The sequence below is a fragment of the Nocardioides sp. GCM10028917 genome, from assembly GCF_042666175.1.
Classification (GTDB): Bacteria; Actinomycetota; Actinomycetes; order Propionibacteriales; family Nocardioidaceae; genus Nocardioides.
Genome location: NZ_JBHTFL010000001.1, coordinates 385,304 through 407,227 on the forward strand (window position 1 = coordinate 385,304; position 21,924 = coordinate 407,227).

Here is a 21,924-nt window from a genome sequence, read left to right on the forward strand (position 1 = left end):
AGCTACTCGTCGACCGCGTCGGGGTTGGTGCAGATCACCGTGTCGCTGGGGGTGTAGGTCGTGCTGAAGACCTCGTCGTCGCGCGTCTCGGTGTTCTCACCGACCGGCCGGAAGTAGCGGACCACGTCGATGTCGAAGCCGCCGAAGCCCTCGTTGGGGTGGCACGTCAGCGAGTCGATGCGCCGGGTCTTGTGCGGGGTCAGGTTGTAGCGCTCGCCCGTGGTGGTGGTGATGTCCCAGTACTTCGTGGAGTACATGGTCACGGTCACCGCACCGGACGACGACGGGGTCGAGTTGGTGAACGAGGTGTCGATCAGCACGCCGTAGGGGGTGTCGTTGCGGAAGCGCAGGTCGACCGCGCCCCAGGCGACGGTCGCCTCGCGGCCCACCGGGTAGCGGTCGATGTAGAACGAGTGCGGCTTGTGCTCGACGTCCTCGAGCCCGGCGAAGAACATGCCGTTGAACAAGGTGGTGGCCATCTGCGAGACGCCACCGCCGAGGTCCTGCACGAGGATGCCGTCGTTGATGACGTAGCCCTTGGTGAAGCCGTTGGCCTCGGTGCGCTCGCCGACGGTGTCGTTGAGGGAGAAGGTCTCGCCGGGCTTGAGCAGGGTGCCGTCGATGATCTCCGCGGCACGACCGATGTTGACGTTGCGGTACTCCGCGTAGGGGAAGTAGGTCGTGAAGGTCGAGACCCGCTCGCGGACTCCCAGTGCGCGGGCCTCCTTGGTGGTGAAGTCGGGCTTGGCCACCGTGGCACTGAGGGCCAGGGTCCGCTCACCCTGCGGCTTGGCGACGGCGCCGAGGAAGCCGGCCTCGAGCTCGGCCGGGTCGAAGGTCACGCCCGGCTTGGCCGGGACGACCTGCGGTCGGCCGCCCACCAGCGCGACGGTGGCGTCGACCGGTGCGCCCTGGGTGATCCGGGCGCCGACGACCTCGTTGAGCTTCGCCGGGTCGAGGGTCGGCACCAGCTCGCCGTTGGTCGGGACCAGCGTGAGGGCGGCGGTGTAGTCGGCCGGGAAGATCTTGACGGTCGAACCCTCGAACGTCAGCGTCACCGGCGCTGCGACCGCCGGGGACGCGAAGCCGTCGAGCGCCTCCTGGACGTCGGAGCCGTCGATGTCGGGCTGCACCTCGGTCATCGTCAGGGCCACGACACCGGGGTCCTCGTCGAGGAACGCGTCCCGCAGCGCGGTCAGCGTGTCGCTGGGGTCGAGCGCCCGGCCCGTCCGGGCCTGGGTGGTCTCGATCTGCTCGCCCGTGAAGGCGATCGCCCCGTCGCGAGGCGTGGCGCCGTACTGCTCGTCGAGACCGGTCAGGAACGCGTTGTAGGTGGGCTCGTCGACCTCTACCTCGGCGTCGAAGGCCTCGCCGCCGGTGAAGTAGTTCCAGAGACGGACCGGGTCCCAGCTCTCCTCGCCCCCGGCCTCGGCGACGGAGGCCCGGTAGTCGACCGAGAAGCCGGCCTTGGCGGGGTCGACGGCCACCTCCTCGCCGTCCACGGTCGTCGCGATGTCGCGCGCGACCCGGTCGGCGAGCCCGGCGCGGAGCCGCTCCGCGGCCTCGTCCTGGGGGTGCCCACCGATGCGGACACCGGCGACGGTCGTGTTGCGCGGGACCTTGTCGGCGGCGACGTAGTGCGCGGCGACGTACAGCCCGCCGAACAGCACCACGAGCCCGAGGAGCAGCCACAGCACGACCTTGGCGCCCGCCTTCTCGCGGGGCTGAGCGTCACTGGTCTGGTTCGTCGGCACGCGGGGAGTCTAGGAGGGCAGACCCCGAACTGCCGGATCGTCGGCGCGCCCCAGCGCCGTCTCCCCGGGCGTACGACGTCCCGCCCCGGCGGTCGCGAAGGCGGCCACCAGCAGCACCGCGGAGCCGGCCAGGAACGACCACCCGGCCGCGTCCGCGCTGATCAGGAAGCCGCCGCCCGGACGCTCCAGCGCCCCGCGCAGCACCGGCACGCACCAGCCCACCGCGAACGCGAGCCGCACGGCTCCCGCCGGCAGCCAGGCGAACGTGGCCAGCGCCGCGGCGAGGGCCAGGACGAGGCCCCACCAGCGCTGGTGGACGAGGGTGCCCGCAACACCGGACACGAGCCCGACGGCGAGGGCCGCCAGCCCGTACGCCGTCCTCACAGCCCCGCGAACAGGTCCTCCTCGAACCCGTCCGCACCCGTCGTGCCGGCGGTGCCCCTCGCCAGGCGGTAGTACTCGTCCGCCCACCAGGAGTGGCCGCTCTCGGCACCGGAGAAGAAGTGGCCGTCCTGCTCGACCTGGGTCGCGTGCTTGGCGAGCGCGTCCATCTTCCGCTGGACCGTGGCCCGCCCGTCGACGCGCGCGCTGATCAGCTCGTCGGGCGTCACGAACGGCGGCAGCTTGCCGTCGGGCTCCATGCCCTTGAAGGTCTCCGTGTCACCGGACTCCCGCAGCTCGCGCAGGCTCTCGCGCATCCGCGACTCGCTCATCGCGGTCCAGTAGATCTTGGCGATGTCGTGCGGCTCGCCGAGCTCGAGCCGGTAGGACGGCACGGCCGCCAGCTGGGCGGCGTACATCGCGACACGGTGGGCCTGGATGTGGTCGGGGTGGCCGTAGCCGCCGAACTGGTCGTAGGTCACGAGCACCTGCGGCCGCACCTCGCGGATCACCTTCACCAGCTCGTCCGCCGCCTCGGTGAGGTCGGCGTTCCAGAAGGCGTTCTCGGGGATCTCCTCGGCCGGGATCGCGTGTCCCTCCTCGTGCCACGCCATGCCCGAGTCGTGGAAGCGGCCGAAGCCGCCGAGGAACCGGTGGTCGGTGACGCCGATGACCTCCATCGCCTCGTCCAGCTCGCCGCGGCGGTGCTCCCCCAGCCCGCCCTTCTCCTCGTAGGCGAGGTAGGAGAGCTCCGGCACGAGCACCTCGCCCATCTCGCCGGCGGTGCAGGTCACGAGGGTGACGCCGACGCCTTCGTCGACGTAGCGCGCCATGGTGGCGCCGTTGTTGATGCACTCGTCGTCGGGGTGGGCGTGGACGAGCAGCATGCGGTGGTCGGTCATGGGTCAGAGCCTAGATCGGGCCGCTTGATCCGCCGGGGCGCGGTCGGCAGGTGCAACGGTGGGGGCAGCGCCCGCGCGGTGCCGCCGACCTCGTCCGGGCCCTCCCCCTCGTCGAGCCAGCCGTCGTGGGTGTCGACGAGGACCTCGAGCATGAACGCCGGCGCGTCGCTCAACACCGCCCACGGGTGGTCCTCGTCGTCGTCCTCGCCCGCCAGCCGCTCCCGCGCGGCGTCGGCCTCGAAGCCGTCGGCGCGCAGCCGGGCCACGACGGCCCGTGCATCGTCCTCGTCGAAGAAGATCGCCCTCACGGAGGTCATTCTCCACCGCGGCCGCTGGCTACTGTCGGAGGATGACCACCGCCTCGGAGTCGCCGAACGTCCAGGGCGTCCACCTGCGACGCACCGACGAGAACGTCCGCGAGATCGCGGCCCTGGCCTCGGTGCTCGGCGAGCCCACCGGTCTCGACGGGCTGCTCGACGACCTCAAGTACGACGTGCGGCGGGCGCGGGTCGTGCCCCGGCTCCTCGGCCGGGCGGTGCGCGAGGCGTACCGCTGGGACGACTACGACGAGCGCGACGAGCAGTGGTACCCCCAGGGCATCTCGACGAGCGCGGACTCCTCCGACACCGAGGACATCGGGGGGCGCCGGGTCGTGGTGACGACGTGGTACTCCACGGGCAAGGACGGCGTGAAGCGCGGCTCGCGCGTGACCTTCGTCGACCTGGACTCGGGGAAGTACCGCCACGTGCTGCTGGTCTCGCCCGTCTTCGACAAGGCCGGCCACCTCACCCTGCGGCCGATGAGCATCCACGCCGGGGGCATCGTGTGGGCCGGCCCCTACCTCCACGTCGCGGCCACGAGCCGCGGCTTCGTCACCGCGCGGGTCGACGACATCATGCGGGTGGCCGGGGACGACGACCACCCCGACCGGTTCGGCATCGAGGGGACCTCGCTCTACTCCTACGGGCACCGCTACGTCCTGCCCGTCCGCTTCACCTACCAGGCCTTCGCCGACAAGGGCCACGAGAAGCTGCGCTACTCCTTCATGTCGCTCGACCGGCGCTCGGAGCCGCCGGCGCTGCTCGCGGGTGAGTACGCCCTGAACCCCGACGCGACGACCCGGCTCGCGCGCTACGCGCTCGACCCGGCGACCTGGCAGCTCGCCACCGGCGACGACGGCTTCTCGCGGCCGCTGGCGGTCGACGAGGGCGGGGTGCGGCAGATGCAGGGTGCCGTCCTGGCCGCGGGCCGCTACCACGTGACGGTGTCCCACGGTCCGTGGATGCCGGGCAGCGTCTTCGCCGGTCGGCCGGGTTCGATGCGGGAGCGGCGCTGGGCGCTGCCGATGGGGCCGGAGGACCTGACCTACTGGCCCTCGACCGACCGGATCTGGTCGGTCACCGAGCACCCCCGTCGCCGCTGGATCCTGTCGATGGACCGGCGCTGGTTCGACTGACCCCGCGCCGCGACACGCCCGGGCTGCGCGTTGAGTCTCCGGGCGACTCACTGTCCAGCGGTCGCGCGACACGCCCGGGCTGCACGTTGAGTCTCTGGGCGACTCACTGTCCAGCGGCCGCCACGACACGCCCGGGCTGCACGTTGAGTCTCTGGGCGACTCAGTGTGCAGTGGACGGTCGTCAGGCGCGCGGCTGCATCGCCAGCTGGCGGCTCTGGGCGACGAGGCGGCCGGCGGAGTCCCAGACCTCGCAATCCTCCTCGAACATCCCGCCCGCGACGTTGCGGGTGCGGTGCGAGACCTTCAACCACCCCGGCGCCGGGACGGCGCGGACGTGGACGGTGAGCTCGAGGGTCGGCGCCCAGCCGGGGCGGCCGAGGTCGAAGGTGACCGGGGGCAGGGCGTCGCACACCATCAGCAGGCCGACCGGGTCGACGTCGTGGCCGTCGGCCATCCGGAACCACGCCTGGATGTGCCCGTTGCCGCTCGGGGCGCCCATCGCCCACCCCACGCAGGCCGGGTCGAAGCGCATGTCGAAACGTTCCAGCAGCGGCGCCATCCGGCGCACGTCCTCCGGGGCGAGCGACGCCGGGACGCACTCGTCGATCGGCGGCAGGCTGGGCTCCTCGGCCGTGGTGCCCACGTCGGACGGCATCGTCCGCAGGTCGCCGTACGTCGCCAGGGCGGTGATCCGGGTGGTGCCCTCCTGGCCGAGCTCGGCCGCGACGGTTGCGACCGAGCCGCCTTCGCGCAGCACGCGCGTGGAGACCTGCGCGGATCCGGGCCGCGAGGCGGAGAGGTAGTAGGCGCTGACCGCCAGCGGGTGCGGCTTCGCCGGCACGGCCTCGGCGACCGCCCGGCCGATGACGCCGAGGAGGTAGCCGCCGTTGACGCCACCTCCGACCACCCACCCGGGGTCGAGCTCGGCGCCGAAGAGGCCGTCACCGGCCGCGGTCAGGGAGGTGTGGGTGTCCCACTCGGAGGCCATCCTCCGAGCCTAGGTCCGAGCCTGGTCAGCGGGCGCGGAGCCAGCGGGTGACCTGCGGCACACCGTCGAGCCAGCCCAGCTCGGCGGCGTACAGCGCCCGCCGGCCCCGCTGGCCGGGCTTGTGGTCCCACTTGCCGGTGCCGGTGCACGGGAGCACGGTGTCGCGGCAGGTCCAGCCGTGCAGGAACGCCGTCAGCTCGCCGTCCTTGCGCTCCGCCAGGTCGGCACCGCCCGGGCCGCAGAGGCCGGTGGTCGTCGTGTCGAGGAAGACCCCGCCGACGGCCGCGGTCCAGTCGAGCAGCACGGTCGAACGCCGCCACGTCGTCCGGTAGCCGCAACGCGTCCAGTCGCCCTCGGAGGCCAGCAGCACGTAGCCCTCGGGACGCAGGGTGAGCGCGGGGTTCTCCAGCACGCCCTCCGAGCGGATCAGCTCCACGCTGGTCGCCCCGGTCTGCACCGACTGGCCGTCGCGGGTCAGGGCGACCGCGCGGACGGTGGAGGGGATCCGATCGGTCTTGTAGAGGAGGTACGACGACCCGTCGGCGTCGCGGAAGTAGGACGGGTCGATCACCCCGGCGCGCGGGAGCGTCGGGTCGCGGGGCAGCAGCGGGTCCTGCGCGGTGGGCGTGCCGGCATACGACGGGCACACGAGCGGAGCGCTGCCGACCGGCCGGAACGGCCCGCGCGCGGCGCGCGAACGGGCGACACCGATGCAGCGTCCGTGCTCACCCATCCCCTTCACCGGGGTCGCGTAGTAGAGGAGCCACTGGCCGCGGACGCGCGCCACGTCGACCGCCCACACGCCGCCCTCGCGCGACCACGACGGCTTGTGCGTCAGCAGGCCCGGCCCGCGTCGCCACGGCCCGTCGGGCTGCCGCGACCACGCGTGCGGGACGAGGTCACCGGTGGCGTAGGCGACCAGTCCGCCGGGCGCGGCCACGACCGCGGGATCGGGGAAGTCGACGTTGAGCACGGGGCGCGGCACCCACTCCTCGGCGGACGCGGGACCGGCGATCGACAGCAGGGTCGCCGCGAGCAGCAGCACGAGCAGGCGCGCTGCTCCTCGGTTCGGCACCGGGGGAACCTATCCCGGAGCCGGCTCACGGGGGCAACATTCGACGAAGCGTCTGCGCGGTCCAGCGAGGCGAAACCCCGTCGGCGGTCGCAAGATAGGCGACCCGGGCGTCCGCGTCGAGCCCGAACCCGTCGGCCAGCCCCTCGAGCATCGTGCGGACGTACGACGCGGACGGGGCGTTGGGGGTCGGGACGGTCGTGCCGGTCAGGGTCAGCATGCGGTGCCCGTCCAGCTCACCGACATCCACCAGCACGTCGTAGGTGCGGGAGAGCCCGTGGTGGGTCGGTCGGCCGTCGCCGGCGAGCAACAGGTCCGTCCCGACCGGGTGCCGCGCCTCCTGGGCGACGAGGTCGCCGAGCTGCTCGAGGCGCAGCAGGTACGCACGCGCGTGGACGACGTGTCGGGCACCGGGGGTGGAGCCGGGCGTGAAGAACGCCATGCCGCCGCCCCACACCCCCGACTCGCCGGCGAAGGACAGCCGCCCAATCAGCTCGACCGGCCGGTGGTCCCGCGGCGGGGAGGGATCCCGGCACCCGTCGTAGCGTCGGGCGGCTCCCGGGGGGCGCCCGCCCGAGAGGTAGCAGGCCAGCCGCGGGATCGACAGGTTCGTCCCGTAGGCGGCGTACCAGACGAGAGGACCGCCATGGCTCACGTGGGCAGCTCCCCCGGCGTGCACGCCAGCTCGGCCTCCTCCAGCAGGGCGTCGGTGGCGTCCTGGTAGGTCTGCCAGGCCTGCTCGGGGCTGTCCCCGATCGCCGTCATGCCGAGGCGGCCGCACTCGGTGACGCAGCTGATCATGTGGAACACGACGCCGGTCTTGCGCGAGTGGTCGAAGTGCAGCCGCTTGCGTGCCACGACGTCGAACACGTCGCGGGGGGTGAGCGCCATGAGCCGGTCGTCCTCGAGGTGGTCGGTCGCGACGAGGAACTTGGGTGTGCCCGACGCCGCGCGGTAGAGCCCCGCGTCACCGTCATACGCCCCGCCGACGAGGTACTGCAGGGTGAGGAAGGGGTGGGTGGTGCCGCCCTTGCGGAGGTTGAGCTCGATCGCGTAAGCCGTCCAGTGGTCGGTGGCGTCGCGGACCGTGACGAAGTCGACGGCAAACCGCCCCAGCACGCCGCGCTCGGCGAGGTCGCGCCCGACGGCCATGGCCGGCTCTGAGATGAAGCGGGAGTACGCGGGGTCCGCGGGGAAGACGCAACCGAGGTACTGCTGGCCGCTCGCGCCCCCGAGGAGCTGGTCGTGGGTCGAGAGCAGCTCGACGCTTCGGTCGGGCAGCACCCGCATCTGGACGCTCGGGCTGGTGAGCGCGCTCCCGGTGATCCGCTCCTCCACCACGCCGCCGAGGCGCTCGAAGGCCGCGAGGAACTCCTCCACGCCGAGGCCCACCGCCTCGGGCTGCAGCTCGCGGATCCGGGCGGCCACGGCGGCCCCCTCATCGGGGACGCCGGAGGCGGGCAGGCCGGCGAGGTCGACGAGCGCGTTGCCCGACCCGGACACGCCCTCGTTGATCTTCACGATCACCTCTGCCACCGACGGGAGGTCGGCCCGGATCCGCGTCACCGCGGTCGTGAGGTCGTCCACCGTCCGGAGACCCTCGGCCCCTGCCGGCGCCCGGACGCCCACGTCCTCGAAGAGCCGCCGGCAGCCGGACTTGCTGCCCAGCGGCGCGAGGCGCGGGTCGGCGCCGTACATCGGGATGCCGAGGCTGATCGCGACGTCCCGCTCCAGCTCGGTCGTCGTGTAGGGGATGAGGTGGCTGACGGACCGGTCGGGGACGAGCTCGCTGATCCGGCGCAGCACGCGGGGCCGGTCCAGCACCTTCTGGCTGAGCGGTCGCGTGGAGGCGTCGCCGACCGACACCAGCCGCAGGCGGCGGCGCGCGTTGCTCGGGATGACGCCGGGCAGCAGGCCGAGGTAGTAGTCGACGATCTCGTCGGCGATGGGCGAGGAGGTGACGAAGACCAGGGTCAGCATCGGCTGCCGCAGGAGCAGCAGCTGGAACAGCGCGCGCTCCTCCATCGCCTGCATGAGCGTCCCGCTCGTCGCCGTCGTGCGCTCCAGGCTGATCGACGGCACCACGACCGCCGACTCCTCGGGCCGGTCGCGCCGCATGGCCTCCCACACCCGCGGCAGCTGCTCCTGGAGGACGTCGAACGCGGCGTACCGCTGCTCCTCGTCCAGGTCCGCCAACGCCGTCCCTGACTGGTCCATCCGCCTACCTCCCGGTCTTCTGCGCCAGCACGTCGTGCACCCGCACGGGCCGGCTGAACCCCTTCGGCTGCACGTCGCCCACGGCGTGCGCAGACACCTGCTCCTCGACCTGCGCCAGCACGCGGTCGGTCACCAGCACCTGCCACGGACCGGCGTCGGAGCACAGGCGGGCCGCGAGGTTGGTGACGCTGCCGATGGCCGCGTAGTCCGAGCGACCGGGGTAGCCGATCCGACCCAGCGTCGCGAAGCCCTGTGCGACGCCGATCCCCAGTGCCAGGGCGTGTCCTCGGCGCTCCCAGCCCACGGCGAGGCGTCGTACGTCCTCGCGCACCGCCAGCGACATCGAGATCGCCGCACCGGCGGGGTCGGGCACGGGCACGGGGTCGTTGAAGAACACCATCACGCCGTCGCCGGTGAACCGCTCGAGCGTGCCGCCGTGCTCCTCGATCCGCGCACCGAGCGCCAGGTGGTACTCGCCGAGGACGTGCATCACCTCCTCGGGCTCGGAGGCCTCGGCGAAGGGCGTGAAGCCGCGCAGGTCGCAGAAGACGACGACGATCTCACGCCGGTGGCTGGCCAGGAGGCTCTCGTCGTCGACGACGACGTCGGCCAGCTGCGGCGACAGGAAGCGGCGCAGCCGGCCCATCCGCTCGATCTCCTCGACCTGGGCGGCCACCCGGGCCTCGAGCTCGCGGTTCCAGGCGGCGATCTCGGCGGCCTGGCGACGGACCGTGTCGTGGTAGCCCTTGATCCGTGCGAGCGACCGGACCCGCACCAGCAGCTCGGACTGGTCGAACGGCTTGGTGACGAAGTCGTCGGCACCCGCCTCGAGCCCCTCGAGTCGCTGCGCTCCCCCGCCGGCGGTGATCATCACGACCGGGAGGAACTCGGTGCGCGGGTCCTGCCGGATCAGGCGGCACACCTCGCAGCCGTCCATGCCGGGCATCTGCACGTCGAGCAGGACGACGTCGACCGGCGTCGACCCGAGGAGGTCGAGCGCCTCCGGCCCGCTGGTCGCGGTCAGGACCTCGAAGCCGCGGGGCGTGAGCACCGCGTCGAGCAGCCGGAGGTTCGCCGGCTGGTCGTCGACCGCGAGCACGGTCTCGCCGGTCACCATGCACCGCCGCCCAGGAACCGCTCCACCTGCGCGGGGAGCGCCCGCGGGCTGATCGGCTTCTCGAGGTAGCCGTCGAAGCCTGCGCGCCGCGCGCGGTCACGGTCCTCCGCCATCGCGAGGGCGGTGACGGCGACGACGGGGACCCCGTCGGGCAGCACGCCGTCGCGCAGCCGGCGCAGCGTCTCGTGGCCGTCGATGCCGGGGAGCTGCAGGTCGAGCAGCACGAGGTCGGGCGGCTCGCTCGCTGCCGACGCGACCCCGAGCTCACCCGTGGCCGCGGCTGCCACGTCGTAGCCGGCGTGCTCGAGGACGGCACGGACCAGCTTGAGGTTGAGGGCGTTGTCCTCGACGACCAGGACCTTCGGGCTCACGGCACCCCACCCCCCACCGTGTCGAGACCCGTGCCGACGCCGTGGACGCCGAGGGCCTCGAGCAGGTCCTCGCGGCGCACGGGCTTGAGCAGGTAGGCCGCGGCCCCGAGCCGGAGGCCGCGCTGCCGCTCGTCGACGATCGACACCACCACGACGGGGATGGACCGCGTGACCGGGTCTGCCTTGAGGCGGGTCAGCACCTCCCAGCCGTCCACGCGCGGCAGCCGGATGTCGAGCACGACCGCGACGGGGGACGCCGTACGGGCGAGGGCGAGCGCCTCCAGCCCGTCATGTGCGCGCAGGACCTGGACCGGCGTGGCCGAGAGGTAGGCCGTCATCAGGTCGAGCGAGGCGCGGTCGTCGTCGACCAGGAGGACAGTGCGCCCGCCCCCGGTCCCGCCCTCGCTCGCCGCCTCCACGCGCGGCAGCGGCACGCGGATGCCGAAGGTGCTGCCGCCGGCATCCGCCTGGGGCTCGATCCACAGCGTTCCCCCGAAGAGCGCCACGATGCGACGCGACAGCGTGAGCCCGAGACCGGTTCCCTCCTCCTGCGGCGTGCCGCGGCGGCCCTGCTGGAACGACTCGAAGATGCGCTCGCGGTCCTCGGGCGGGACACCGACCCCGGTGTCGATCACCCGGATCACGACGTCCCCCTCGTCGCGCTCGGCACGGACGTCGACCCGACCGCCGTCGGGCGTGAACTTCACGGCGTTCGAGACCAGGTTGAGCACCACCTGCTTGAGCCGCAGCTCGTCGGCCCACACGATCCCCACGTCGTCCCCCACCTCGAGGCCGACCTCGACGGCATGCGCCGCGGCCCGTTCGCGGACGAGCGAGAGGACGTAGTCGAGGCAGGCCCGCACCGACACCAGGCTCGGCTCGAGGACCATGCGTCCCGCCTCGACCTTGGAGAGGTCGAGGATCTCGTTGAGGAGCTCGAGCAGGTGCTTTCCCGAGGTCCAGATGTCTCGGAGGTACTCCTCCTGTCGCTCGTTGAGATCGCCGAACAACCGGTCGAGGAGGACCTCGGAGAAGCCGATGACGGCGTTGAGCGGGGTCCGGAGCTCGTGCGACATGCTCGCGAGGAACTCGGACTTGTGCCGGCTGGCCACCTCGAGCTCGGCCCGCTTGGTGTCGAGCTCGCCGAAGAGGCGCGCGTTGACGATGGCGAGACCGGACTGGTTGGCGAAGGTCCGCAGCAGCTCGGGGGTCTCGTCGTCGAAGCCACCGCTGGAGCGACGCCGGATCACCAGTGCCCCGACGAGCCGGTCGCGACGGACCAGCGGAACCGCGAGCAGCGAGCGCCAGCCGTCGTCGTACAGCACGTCGAGGTGCTCGTCGCGCGGCACGGACCCGAGGTCGGCGATCTCGAGCGTGGTGCGCTCGGACGCCGATCTCCCCACCGGCGACGTCGAGCGAGCGATGCGCAGGTCGCGCAGCCGCTCGGTGAGGACCTCGGTGCCGCCGGCCGTGGCGCGCACCCGGAAGCAGTCCCCGTCGGGGTCGTACTCCATGATCGAGCCGCCGTCGGCACCGGTCAGGCGTACGGCGCCGCTCACGATCTCGCCGAGGACCTCCTCGAGGTCGAGGCTCGAGCTCACCGCGTCGCCGATCTCGCGCAGGACCTCGAGCTGGGTCACCTTGGCGGCCAGGTCCTGGCTGCGGGCACCCAGAGCGGCGACGAGCTCGACCTGGCGCAGGACGATCGCCGCCTGGGAGGCGAAGGTGCTGATGAGGTCGATCTCGCCCTCGTCGAAGGGACGCGCTTCGGTGCGCCACACCGACAGGATCCCGATGACCTCGCCGTTGAGGAGCATCGGCGCCGACAGCAGCGAGCGGTAGCCGGCCAGGTGCTGCAGGTCGTGGCGCCCGTAGTCGGGATCCGCGAGGACGTCCGCGATCTGCTGGGTGGTCCGGTCGAGGGCGACGCGACCCAGCAGGCTGTCGCGACCCGCCGGCATGGGGTGCTGCTCCTGGTGGCGTCGGAACTCCTCCGGAACGTGCCCAGCGACCCGCGACAGCCGGAAGGCATCGCCCTCGACCAGGTAGATCTGGGCGGCGTCCGCCCGGCACATCCTTGCCGCACGCTCGATGATCGTGTCCAGGATCTCTCCCGGCTCGGCCCCCGCACGTCCCAGCGCCTCGAGGATCTCGCGCGTCGCCGCCGCCTGCTCCTGGACGTCGTCCAGCCTGCGGTGCACGTCCGCACCGCGGCCGGTTCCCGTCGTCGGGCCGTCCTCCATGGGCACCGTCCCTGCAGCCCCCCGCGCTCCGAGTGTGCTCTTGCGCTCGGTGACCAGCAAGCCCCGAATTGGGGAAGGACCGACGCTCTGGCGGGCTCAGGGTGGGAGCGTGGCCGGGAGCGTCTCGAAACCGCGCAGGATGCGGGTCTCGCGGCGACGGGCGCCCGGCTCGAGCCGCAGGTCGGGGAACCTGTTCCAGATCGCGCGCAGACCGACCTCACCCTCCATGCGGGCGAGCTGGGCACCCAGGCAGTGGTGGCGACCGGCGGAGAAGGAGATGTGGTCGCGAGCGTTGGCCCGGGCGACGTCGAAGCGCAGCGGGTCGGCGAAGACCTCGGGGTCGCGGTTGGCGCCGCCGAGGATCGCGGTGACCATCGATCCCCCGCGCACCTCCTCGCCGCCGACCTCGGCGTCGCGGACCGCCATCCGGCCGGTGAGCAGCACCGGCGGGTCGAGGCGGAGCGCCTCCTCGACGACGTTGGGCCACAGCGACGGGTCGGCGGTGACGCGGGCCCGCTCGTCGGGATGGTCGTGGAGCAGCGCGATGCCGTTGCCGAGCAGGTTGACCGTGGTCTCGAAGCCCGCGGCGAGGACCAGTCCGGCCGTGGCCTTCAGCTCGGTCTCGTCCAGCCCGCGGCCCTCCTCGCGGACGGCGACGAGCTGGCTGAGCAGGTCGTCGCCGGGGGTACGGCGGAGCGCCTCGAGGTGCCGGCCGAGCCAGGCGTCGAACTGCGCGAGCGCCCGCGTGACGGACCGGTAGCGCCGGAACCCGAGACCCAGGTCGAGGCTCGGCGCGGCCGCCGCGCCGAAGGCGAGGACCTGCGCCCGCTCGTCCTCGGGCACCCCGAGGATCTCGGCGATGACGGTGACCGGGAGGACCGAGCAGTAGGTCTCGACGAGGTCGACGGGACCCGACGCCTCCTTCTCGAGGTAGTCGAGGAGGTCAGAGGCGATCTCCTCCGTCCGTTCGCGCAGCCGCTCCACCGCGCGCATGGTGAAGACGCGCGTGACGAGCTTGCGGTAGCGGGTGTGGTCGGGCGGCTCGGTCACCAGCAGCGACGGTGGCTCGACGGGGTGGAGCGTGGTCGGCGCGGCCCATCGCGAGATCCGACCCAGCGCGCCCTGGGCGGTCGGCAGCCCGGTGCGGAAGTCGTCGCTGGTGAGGACGTGGCGTACGGCGGCGTGGCTGGTCGTGACGTAGCCGATCCGCGAGCGGTAGAGCGGGCCCTGCGACCGGATCTCCTCGACCAGGTCGAAGACCCCGTCCGTGCCGGTCGCCCCGAGCCGGATGAGACGAGCCTGGAGGTCGCCCTGGGCGGCTGCCCGACGCAGGTACAGCGTCGGCAGGCCGTGGGCGACACCCCAGTGGACCCCCGACCTCAGCTCAGTGGTGGGCGGCGCCATGACCCGAGGGTAGTGCTGCCTAGGCTGGCCGGCATGTGGCTCGTGCTCGACCTCCTCCTCGTCTCCGTCTTCGCGGCGGTCGGGCGGCTCAGCCACGACGACTCGCTCACCGTGGCCGGCTGGTGGACGACCGCGTGGCCGTTCCTCGCCGGCACGCTGCTCGCCTGGGCGGCCCTCGCCGCAGCGAGGAGGCCGCCCGCCGCGGTCACCTCCGGCCTCGTCGTCTGGGTGGGCGCACTCGTCGGCGGCATGGTGCTGCGTCAGGCCAGCGGCCAGGGCACCGCGACCGCCTTCGTCGTGGTGGCGACGCTCGTCCTGGGTGCGTTCCTGGTGCTGCGCAGGGTCGGGACCAGGATCGCGACCAGGATCGGTGCCGGCGTCGGGGCGAGGGCCGTTGCGAGGGTCGGTGCTCGTGACCGACGCTGACGCCCGCCCGCGCGGCGCCGTACGTTCCTCCGGTCTCGCGTTCGGCGTCCTGTTCGCCGCCGTCGTCCTGGTCTCGGTCAACCTTCGTCCCGGTGCGTCGTCGGTCGGACCCGTGCTGGAGGAGCTGCGCACCGGGCTGGGCATGAGTGCCGCCGTCGCCGGAGCCATGACCGGGCTGCCCGGGCTGGTCTTCGGCCTCATCGGGGCCGTGTCGGTGGCCTTCGCCCGCAAGGTCGGGATGACCGCCGGCATCACGATCGGTCTCGCCCTGGCCGCCCTCGGCCTCCTCCTGCGCGTCACGACGGGTGACGTCCCCCTCTTCCTGCTCCTCACCGTCGTCGGCCTGGCCGGGATGGCGGTCGGCAACGTCCTCGTGCCGGCATGGATCAAGGCTCACGGGCACGCCGTCGCGCTGATGACCGTCTACGGCACCGGCCTCGTCGTGGGCGCCACCCTCAGCTCCGTGCTGACCGCGCCGGTCAGCGAGGCAGCCGGGTCGTGGCGGGCCGGCCTCGGCATGTGGGGCCTCCTCGCGGTGGTCGCCCTCCCGCTGTGGGGATGGCTGACCCTCCACGAGCGGCGCTCCCCCGCCGAGCACCAGGTCAGCGGGGACGCCGCCCCCAGCGGGCGGATCGTCCACTCGCCCACCGCGGTGGCGTTGACGGTGCTGTTCGGCGTCCAGTCGATGCACGCCTACGTCCAGTTCGGCTGGCTCCCACAGATCTACCGAGACGCCGGGATCTCCGCGTCCCACGCCGGCGCGCTGCAGGCGCTGCTCTCGAGCGTCGGCATCGCCGGCGCCCTGGTCCTGCCCACGATCATCGAGCGCGGTCGCGGCCTGCGCGCGATGGCGGTGTCGTTCGGGGTGCTGCTCGCCCTCGGCTACACCGGCCTCCTGGTCGCGCCGGCCACCGTCCCGTGGGCCTGGGCGCTGATGCTCGGCTACTCCGGGCTCGCGTTCCCGACCGCCATCGCGCTCATCGCCGCCCGCACCCGCCACCCGTCGGTGACCGCCCAGCTCTCCGGCTTCGTGCAGCCCGTCGGGTACGCCCTCGCCGCCGTCGGGCCCTTCCTCGTCGGTCTGGTCCACGAGGCGACCGGTGGCTGGACCCTCATCCTCGTGCTGCTCGCCCTCACCTCCGTGCCGCTGACCATCGCGGGCGTGCGCGTGGCGCGACCGACGTACGTCGACGACGAGATCTGACGCGGGAGGTCCGTCCCTCTGTCAGGATCTGCGCGTGAAGCAGTGGGTCGTGGTCGTCGGCGGGACCAACATGGACGTCGTCGCCCGCACCTCCTCGCCCCTCGTCCCGGCGACCAGCAACCCCGGCCACACCCGGATCTCCCCCGGCGGCGTCGGCCGCAACGTCGCGGCGTGCCTGGGCCTGCTCGGCGCACCGGTGCGCCTGGTGTCCGCCGTCGGTGACGACGCCTTCGGCGACGAGGCGCTGCGGGTGACCGCCGCGTGCGGTGCCGACGTCGCCGCCGTACGCCGTGCGCCCGGGACGACCGGCACCTACACCGCCGTGCTCGACGACCGCGGCGAGCTCGTGGCCGCGGTGTCCGACATGGCGATCGTCGACGAGCTGCAGCTCGAGACGGTCCACCTCACCGACGCGGCGCTGGTCGTGCTCGACGGCAACCTCGCCCACGCCCAGGCTGCTCGGGTGGTCGCCGCAGCCGCCGAGGCGGACGTCCCGGTGGCCTTCGAGCCGGTCTCGGTGGCCAAGGCCGGGCGACTGGCCGACCTGGTGCACGACCTGTTCCTCGTCACGCCCAACACCGACGAGATCGCGGCCCTCACCGGTCGCGACCACGCTGACTGGCGCGCTGCCGTGGCGGACCTGCACGAGCGCGGCGTCGAGCACGTCTGGGTGCGGCACGGGGCCAACGGGTCGTGGATGTGCAGCCGCGGCGAGGAGCCCGTCCACCTCCCGGCCGTCCCGGCCACCGTCGTGGACGTGACCGGCGCGGGTGACGCGATGCTCGCCGCCTGGGTCGCGGCCTGGCTGAGCGGCGAGGACGCCGTCGCGGCCGCGCGCCTCGGTCACCGCGCCGCCGCCGCGACCGTCGCGAGCCCCCACACCGTCCGGCCCGACCTGGCCGACGCCATCGAGCAGCACCCGTCCGAGAAGGGATCCTGAGATGCTGACCGTCACCGACGAGGTCCGCGACGCGCTCGCGTCCGGCCTGCCGGTCGTCGCGCTGGAGAGCACCATCATCAGCCACGGCATGCCCTACCCGCAGAACGTCGAGATGGCGCGCACCGTGGAGGGCATCGTCCGCGACGGCGGCGCCGTGCCGGCCACGATCGCCGTGCTCCACGGCCGGCCGACGATCGGCCTGTCCGCCGACGACCTCGAGCTGCTCGCCTCCGACGCCTCGGTCATCAAGGTCTCGCTGCGCGACCTGCCCTACGTCGTCTCCCGCGGACTGCACGGCGCGACGACCGTCGCCTCGACGATGCGGCTGGCGGCCCTCGCCGGCATCAGCGTCTTCGTGACCGGCGGACTCGGTGGGGTGCACCGCGGCGCCGAGACGTCGTACGACGTCTCGGCCGACCTCACCGAGCTCTCGACGACGTCGGTGGCGGTGGTCTGCGCGGGCGTGAAGAGCATCCTCGACATCGGCCTGACGCTCGAGAAGCTCGAGACGCTGGGGGTGCCGGTCCTCGGCTACGGCACCGACGAGTTCCCGTCGTTCTTCTCCCGCTCGTCGGGCTTCGGTGCGCCGATGCGCGTCGACTCCCCCGCCGAGATCGCCGCGCTGATGCGGGCCAACTGGGACCTCGGGCTCGCCGGCGGCGTCGTCGTCGCCAACCCGATCCCGGCCGAGTCCGAGATCCCCGGCGAGAAGATCGGCGCGATCATCGACCGCGCGCTCGCCGACATGGACTCCCTCGGCATCACCGGCAAGGACGCCACGCCCTACCTGCTGGGCCGCATCGTCGAGATCAGCGACGGCGCCTCGCTCACGGCCAACATCGCGCTCGTCGAGCACAACGCGCGCCTCGGCGCAGCCATCGCGCGCGAGCACGTCGCGCTCAGGACCCCGCCTGAGCGAACCCGGCGCTGAGCGCCGCGCGGATCCCTAGCGGTGGCGGTCGAACTCGCCGCTGCCGGTGGGGACGATGTCCTTGCCGAGCGGCGCCAGCGAGATCGGGATGAGCTTGAGGTTGGCGAGCGCCAGCGGGATGCCGATGATCGTGACCGCGAGCGCCACGGCGGACACGAGGTGCGCGATGACCAGCCACCAGCCGGCCAGCACGAACCAGATCACGTTGCCGATGAACGAGCCGACGCCCGCCGACGGCTTGGCGACGATGGTCCGGCCGAAGGGCCAGAGCGCGAAGCCCGCGATCCGGAAGGCAGCGATCGCCCACGGGATCGTGATGATCGGGATGCACAGCAGCACACCGGCCAGGACGTATCCGAGGAACAGCCAGAACCCGCCGAGGACCAGCCAGACCAGGTTGAGGAGCAGGCGCACAGGGCGATCCAACCAGACCGCCGTCTGCCGACGGGGCGCTCGTGACCGTGCTTGGATCGCTGCATGGCCTCCCGACTGACCGAGATCTCCCTCGACTGCCACGACCCCGACCGGCTCGCCGACTTCTGGTGCGCCGTGCTCGGCTGGGTCGTCGTGCACCGCGAGCCGGGCCTGGTGGAGATCGGCCCGGAGCGGGTCGAGGACCAGACGCTGCTCGACGCCGTACGCGCCGGCCCCGTGTCCCCGACGATCTTCCTGGCGCGAGTCGAGGAGGACAAGGTGGTCAAGAACCGGTCGCACTTCGACGTCTCACCGGTGGACGCGTCGCAGGAGGAGGAGGTCGAGCGGATCCTCGCGCTGGGGGCGTCGCACGCGGACGTCGGGCAGACCGGCGAGGAGTCGTGGACCGTGCTCGCCGACCCGGAGGGCAACGAGTTCTGCGTGCTCCGCAGCCTCGCGCCCGGGCACTTCTCGCTGTGACCGGAGCCGGGCTCCCCGTACGCCTGCCGATCACGACCGACCGCCTCGTGCTGCGGCCGCACACGCTGGACGACCTTGACGACCTCGTGGTCTTCCACTCCGACCCGGAGGTCGTGCGCTACGTGCCGTGGCCGGTGCGTGACCGTGCGGCGACCGAGGAGACGCTGCGGGTCAAGCTCGCCCAGACCGAGCTCGTCGCGCCCGGCCAGTGGCTGGTGCTCGCCGTCGAGGTGCGGGCGACCGGCACCGTGATCGGCGAGGTGCTCCTCAAGTGGGCCTCGGACCGTCAGGGGGAGGTGGGCTTCGCCCTCGGTCGCGAGCACCAGGGTCGCGGGTACGCCGCCGAGGCCGCCACCGCGATGCTGCGGCTGGGCTTCGACGAGCTCGGCTTCCACCGGATCACGGCCGTCTGCATCGCGGAGAACGTCGCTTCCGCCCGGCTCCTGGGCCGGCTGGGCATGCGGCAGGAGGCACGCCTGGTCGACAACGTGTTCTTCAAGGGCGCGTGGGCCACCCAGCTGCTGTTCGCGATGCTCGAGGACGAGTGGCGCGGAGGGGTCAGGCCCCGGCCCTGACCTCCGAGCCATCGGCCTCCTCGGTCACGAAGGCCCGCAGCACCCGCGCGAACCGGTCGGGGTCGTCGAGGTGCGGGAAGTGCCCGGCGCCCTCGAAGAGCTCGACCCTGCAGTCCGGCACGGCCCGCTGGGCGCTGAGCGCGTGCCACGCGGGGATCATCCGGTCCTTGGAGCCCCACACGATCAGCGTCGCCGGAGGCGTGACGGCGCCGAGGTGGTCGTGGGCGCTGACGCTCTGCCCGCCGATGTCGATCACAGCGCGGGTGGTGGCGAGGAAGGCCCGCCGGCTCTCGCGGTCACCGAGCGAGGTGAAGCCGCGCCAGATGGCGCCGATGTCGGCGCCCGGCTTCCACCCGATTCTCTGCGCGCCCCGTCCCAGCGCCTCCGCCCGTTCCAGGACGGGCGCGGACGCGATCACGCCGAGGACCTGCGCGGCACCCGGCAGGGTGGCCGATCGCAGCACGAGGTTGACCTCGCGCCCCAGGCCGCCGCTCGCGACGAGCACGAGGCGGTCCACCCGGTCGGGGAAGAGGTAGAAGAACTGCATCGCGATCCCCCCGCCGAGCGAGTGCCCCACGAGCGTGACGCGTTCGATGCCGAGGTGGTCGAGCAGGTCACGCAGGGTCGCGGCGTGCGAGCTCAGCGAGTAGTCGCCGGTCGGCTTGGCGGAGTCGCCGTGCCCGAAGAGGTCGGGGACGAGGACCCGGTGGTCGTCGTCCAACTCGTCGACGAGGTGGGACCACTGGCGCTGGGAGCCCAGGATCCCGTGGATGAAGAGCACGGCCGGGCCGGTGCCGCTGTCGACGTACGACAGCTCGTGGCCGTGCAGCACGACCCTGTGCGGTGCCATGTGCGCCATGGTGGCCATCCTGCGGTGGAAGGGGTTGGTTACCCAACGGTAGCCCCAGCCGCGCAGCGAGGCCGCCGCGCGGCTGACCCTCAGCCCGTCCGCACCTCGCCGCGGCCGCCCTCGACGCCCACGGACACCCTCCTGCCCCCGAAGTCGAGCCGCCGGAGCAGCAGGTCCGGGACGCCGCTGAGGTCGGTGCGAGCCAGCTCGAGCCCCGACCTGTCCGCCGCCGGTTGCAGACCGAGCATGCTGCGGACGTTGAGCAGGACCGAGGCCGACGCCCACGCCTGGGGCGAGCACGAGGACGGGTAGGCGACCGGCACCGGCACGTCGTCCCGGGACACACCCGCGAACAGCTCGGGCGGACGACCGCCGAAGTGGTTCGCGGCCTCCAGCGCTCCGTCGACGAGGAGGTCGACGGCGTCCCAGCACCCGTACCGCGCGGCGCCGGCGATGCAGATCGCGGTGTCGTGGGGCCACACCGACCCGTTGTGATAGCTGAGCGGGTCGTAGGCACCCATCGTCGTCGCCAGGGTGCGCAGGCCCCACCCGGTCCAGAGCTCGGCGCCGACCAGCTTCTCGACGTACGTGCGTGCCTTGTCGTCGTCCGCGATGCCGCACCACAGTGCATGGCCGGGGTTGGTCGTCAGCGCATCGACCGGGCGTCCGTCGCCGTCGAGACCGAGGACGAAGTGCCCACGCCGGTCCCAGAAGGTGTCGTTGAAGCGGTCCTTCAGTGCCTCGGCCCGGCGACGCAGCTCGTCGGCGTGGTGACCTATGTCGACGTGGGCAGCGATCTCCGCTGCTCCGTGCAGCGCGCGGTAGGCGTAGCCCTGCACCTCGACGAGAGCCAGCGGTCCCCTCGGCACGCTGCCGTCGGAGCGGGTGATGCCGTCCCAGGAGTCCTTCCAGCCCTGGTTCTCCAGGCCGCGCGGGTCGCGTCTCAGGTAGTCGAGGAAGCCATCCCCGTCGCTGTCACCCGCGCCAAGGGTCCAGTCGACGGCCCGACCGACAGCCGGGGCGAGGCGGACCAGAGCGGCGTCGTCGAGGGCGCGCCAGCGCCAGGCCTCGGCGACGAGTCCCACGAAGAGCGGGGTGGCGTCGACGGTGCCGTAGTAGCGACTCCGCGACGAGAACGGACCGCCGCCGCCGTGCCGGCGCAGCTCGTGGATGATCCGACCCGGCTGCTCCTCCGATACGGGGTCGTCCGCCGTGCCCTGGAGGTCAGCGAGGCTTGCGAGCACGCCCCCGGCCAGCGAGGCGTCGAAGGGAAGCGTCATCCACGACGTCAGCAGCGAGTCACGCCCGAAGAGGGTCATGAACCACGGAGCTCCGGCAGCCACGACCGCGCGGTCCGGGTGTGCCTCGTCCACGATGCGCAACGCGGCCAGGTCCGCGAGGGCCTGGTCGACGGCTGTGGGCAGCCGTGCGTCCAGCGAGGCGACCGACGGCACTCCCGAGCGCCAGGCGTCGAGCTGGCGGATGGCGGTGCCGTTGTGCACGGGCGGCTCGAGCCGGGCGCGAACGCCGGCCGAGACCGGGCGGACCTCCACCCGAAGAGTGACGTCCTGCCGCCCGTCGATCCGCAGGTCCCACGTCGCTGTCCCGCGCGTGAGGTCGGACCGGTCGGGGGCGGGGCTCAGCACCACCTCGGTGCTGTCCGCCGCGCCGGGATCCTGCTCCCCCGATGACTCCAGGAGCCATCCCTCCGCCGTGGGCACGGCTCGGGCCTGCCGTTGGCTCGTGGCTCCGCTCTTCACGTCGAAGACATGGGCGAAGTCGGCGGCGACCTCGAGCTCGAGCCGCACGACGACCGGCGACGGGTGGGGGTTGCTGAGCGTCAGCTCCTCGACCAGGCCCCCGGACAGCCAGCGGCGGCGCACTGCCAGCACCTCAGCCACGTCACCGCGCGACTCGCCGGCACCTCCGGGTCCCTGCTCCACGTCCGTGACCACCCGCGAGACGACCACGGCTGACATGGGTGTGGGGGTGCTGGCGGCGAGCAGCTCCGTGCGTCCTCCCACGACCTCCAGCCGCAACCGGCTGAGGTGCCGCAGGTCGTCGTAGACGAGACCGTGGGTCGCCGCGACCATGTCGCCGCCCTCGTCGCTGATGGCGAAGCTGCGCCCGTCCACGGTCACGAGGTCGTGACGACCACCCACCGGGACCGCGTCCGCCGAGAGATGTAGCTCAGACACC

At 72.8% G+C, this 21,924-nt stretch carries 22 protein-coding genes; 7 read left to right on the forward strand and 15 right to left on the reverse strand.

Annotated features, from left to right (window positions below):
- Positions 1-2: 2 nt before the first annotated feature.
- From ACFQW6_RS01855 to ACFQW6_RS01870, 4 genes are read right to left on the reverse strand one after another with little or no spacing between them, the layout of a single operon-like run.
- The gene (locus ACFQW6_RS01855) at positions 3-1,754 is read right to left on the reverse strand and encodes a VanW family protein (RefSeq protein WP_378540546.1); all 1,752 of its coding nucleotides are present in this window, start codon (positions 1,752-1,754) and stop codon (positions 3-5) included.
- A gap of 9 nt (positions 1,755-1,763) precedes the next feature.
- A complete protein-coding gene (locus tag ACFQW6_RS01860; protein ID WP_378540548.1) occupies positions 1,764-2,138 on the reverse strand; it encodes a hypothetical protein in 375 nt (124 codons plus the stop codon).
- Positions 2,135-3,037: an N-acetyl-1-D-myo-inositol-2-amino-2-deoxy-alpha-D-glucopyranoside deacetylase gene (mshB, locus tag ACFQW6_RS01865; RefSeq protein ID WP_378540550.1), complete on the reverse strand. Its 903-nt coding sequence runs from the start codon at positions 3,035-3,037 to the stop codon at positions 2,135-2,137. Before mshB ends, ACFQW6_RS01860 begins: the two co-directional genes overlap by 4 nt.
- The gene (locus tag ACFQW6_RS01870) at positions 3,034-3,345 is read right to left on the reverse strand and encodes a hypothetical protein (RefSeq protein ID WP_378540552.1); all 312 of its coding nucleotides are present in this window, start codon (positions 3,343-3,345) and stop codon (positions 3,034-3,036) included. The genes mshB and ACFQW6_RS01870 overlap by 4 nt, the downstream gene beginning before the upstream one ends.
- A 41-nt stretch (positions 3,346-3,386) precedes the next feature.
- Here ACFQW6_RS01870 and ACFQW6_RS01875 point away from each other — a divergent pair, with 41 nt between their 5' ends.
- The gene (locus ACFQW6_RS01875; protein ID WP_378540554.1) at positions 3,387-4,493 is read left to right on the forward strand and encodes a hypothetical protein; all 1,107 of its coding nucleotides are present in this window, start codon (positions 3,387-3,389) and stop codon (positions 4,491-4,493) included.
- Positions 4,494-4,674: 181 nt separating this feature from the next.
- Here ACFQW6_RS01875 and ACFQW6_RS01880 read toward each other — a convergent pair whose 3' ends face one another.
- The 8 genes from ACFQW6_RS01880 to ACFQW6_RS01915 form a co-directional block, all read right to left on the reverse strand.
- Positions 4,675-5,481: a thioesterase family protein gene (locus ACFQW6_RS01880; protein ID WP_378540556.1), complete on the reverse strand. Its 807-nt coding sequence runs from the start codon at positions 5,479-5,481 to the stop codon at positions 4,675-4,677.
- A 25-nt stretch (positions 5,482-5,506) separates the two neighbouring features.
- Positions 5,507-6,556, reverse strand: a complete 1,050-nt coding sequence (locus ACFQW6_RS01885; RefSeq protein ID WP_378540558.1) for a family 43 glycosylhydrolase — start codon at positions 6,554-6,556, stop codon at positions 5,507-5,509.
- Positions 6,557-6,581: 25 nt separating this feature from the next.
- Complete coding sequence (locus ACFQW6_RS01890) at positions 6,582-7,208, reverse strand: histone deacetylase (protein WP_378540560.1); 627 nt, start codon at positions 7,206-7,208, stop codon at positions 6,582-6,584.
- Positions 7,205-8,770, reverse strand: a complete 1,566-nt coding sequence (locus ACFQW6_RS01895) for a peptide ligase PGM1-related protein (protein WP_378540562.1) — start codon at positions 8,768-8,770, stop codon at positions 7,205-7,207. The genes ACFQW6_RS01890 and ACFQW6_RS01895 overlap by 4 nt, the downstream gene beginning before the upstream one ends.
- A 4-nt stretch (positions 8,771-8,774) precedes the next feature.
- Positions 8,775-9,887 (reverse strand): adenylate/guanylate cyclase domain-containing protein, encoded by a 1,113-nt coding sequence (locus ACFQW6_RS01900; RefSeq protein WP_378540564.1) that lies wholly within the window; start codon positions 9,885-9,887, stop codon positions 8,775-8,777.
- Entirely contained in the window at positions 9,881-10,258 is a 378-nt protein-coding gene (locus tag ACFQW6_RS01905; RefSeq protein WP_378540566.1) for a response regulator, read from the reverse strand. Before ACFQW6_RS01905 ends, ACFQW6_RS01900 begins: the two co-directional genes overlap by 7 nt.
- Complete coding sequence (locus ACFQW6_RS01910) at positions 10,255-12,501, reverse strand: GAF domain-containing protein (protein WP_378540568.1); 2,247 nt, start codon at positions 12,499-12,501, stop codon at positions 10,255-10,257. Before ACFQW6_RS01910 ends, ACFQW6_RS01905 begins: the two co-directional genes overlap by 4 nt.
- Positions 12,502-12,597: 96 nt before the next feature.
- Positions 12,598-13,905 carry a cytochrome P450 gene (locus tag ACFQW6_RS01915; RefSeq protein ID WP_378540570.1) on the reverse strand — a complete coding sequence of 436 codons (1,308 nt, stop codon included), beginning with the start codon at positions 13,903-13,905 and terminating at the stop codon, positions 12,598-12,600.
- Positions 13,906-13,938: 33 nt separating this feature from the next.
- Between ACFQW6_RS01915 and ACFQW6_RS01920 the strand changes: the two genes are divergently transcribed.
- From ACFQW6_RS01920 to ACFQW6_RS01935, 4 genes are read left to right on the forward strand one after another with little or no spacing between them, the layout of a single operon-like run.
- On the forward strand, positions 13,939-14,331 hold the full coding sequence (locus ACFQW6_RS01920) for a DUF3054 domain-containing protein (RefSeq protein ID WP_378540572.1): 393 nt from the start codon (positions 13,939-13,941) through the stop codon (positions 14,329-14,331).
- Positions 14,318-15,535, forward strand: a complete 1,218-nt coding sequence (locus tag ACFQW6_RS01925) for an MFS transporter (RefSeq protein ID WP_378540574.1) — start codon at positions 14,318-14,320, stop codon at positions 15,533-15,535. Before ACFQW6_RS01920 ends, ACFQW6_RS01925 begins: the two co-directional genes overlap by 14 nt.
- 34 nt (positions 15,536-15,569) lie before the next feature.
- Positions 15,570-16,475 (forward strand): carbohydrate kinase family protein, encoded by a 906-nt coding sequence (locus ACFQW6_RS01930; RefSeq protein ID WP_378540576.1) that lies wholly within the window; start codon positions 15,570-15,572, stop codon positions 16,473-16,475.
- A 1-nt stretch (position 16,476) separates the two neighbouring features.
- Positions 16,477-17,406: a pseudouridine-5'-phosphate glycosidase gene (locus ACFQW6_RS01935; RefSeq protein ID WP_378540578.1), complete on the forward strand. Its 930-nt coding sequence runs from the start codon at positions 16,477-16,479 to the stop codon at positions 17,404-17,406.
- Between the two features lie 15 nt (positions 17,407-17,421).
- Here ACFQW6_RS01935 and ACFQW6_RS01940 read toward each other — a convergent pair whose 3' ends face one another.
- Entirely contained in the window at positions 17,422-17,820 is a 399-nt protein-coding gene (locus tag ACFQW6_RS01940) for a YccF domain-containing protein (protein ID WP_378540580.1), read from the reverse strand.
- 63 nt (positions 17,821-17,883) lie between these two features.
- On the opposite strand from ACFQW6_RS01940, the gene ACFQW6_RS01945 reads away from it, so the two are divergent.
- Together ACFQW6_RS01945 and ACFQW6_RS01950 are read left to right on the forward strand one after the other, a co-directional pair.
- Entirely contained in the window at positions 17,884-18,300 is a 417-nt protein-coding gene (locus tag ACFQW6_RS01945) for a VOC family protein (RefSeq protein ID WP_378540582.1), read from the forward strand.
- Entirely contained in the window at positions 18,297-18,875 is a 579-nt protein-coding gene (locus ACFQW6_RS01950; protein ID WP_378540584.1) for a GNAT family N-acetyltransferase, read from the forward strand. Before ACFQW6_RS01945 ends, ACFQW6_RS01950 begins: the two co-directional genes overlap by 4 nt.
- Here ACFQW6_RS01950 and ACFQW6_RS01955 read toward each other — a convergent pair.
- Both ACFQW6_RS01955 and ACFQW6_RS01960 read right to left on the reverse strand, forming a co-directional pair.
- Complete coding sequence (locus tag ACFQW6_RS01955; RefSeq protein ID WP_378540586.1) at positions 18,859-19,725, reverse strand: alpha/beta fold hydrolase; 867 nt, start codon at positions 19,723-19,725, stop codon at positions 18,859-18,861. The genes ACFQW6_RS01950 and ACFQW6_RS01955 overlap by 17 nt on opposite strands.
- An 89-nt stretch (positions 19,726-19,814) precedes the next feature.
- A complete protein-coding gene (locus ACFQW6_RS01960) occupies positions 19,815-21,923 on the reverse strand; it encodes a glycogen debranching N-terminal domain-containing protein (protein WP_378540588.1) in 2,109 nt (702 codons plus the stop codon).
- Position 21,924: the final 1 nt, after the last annotated feature.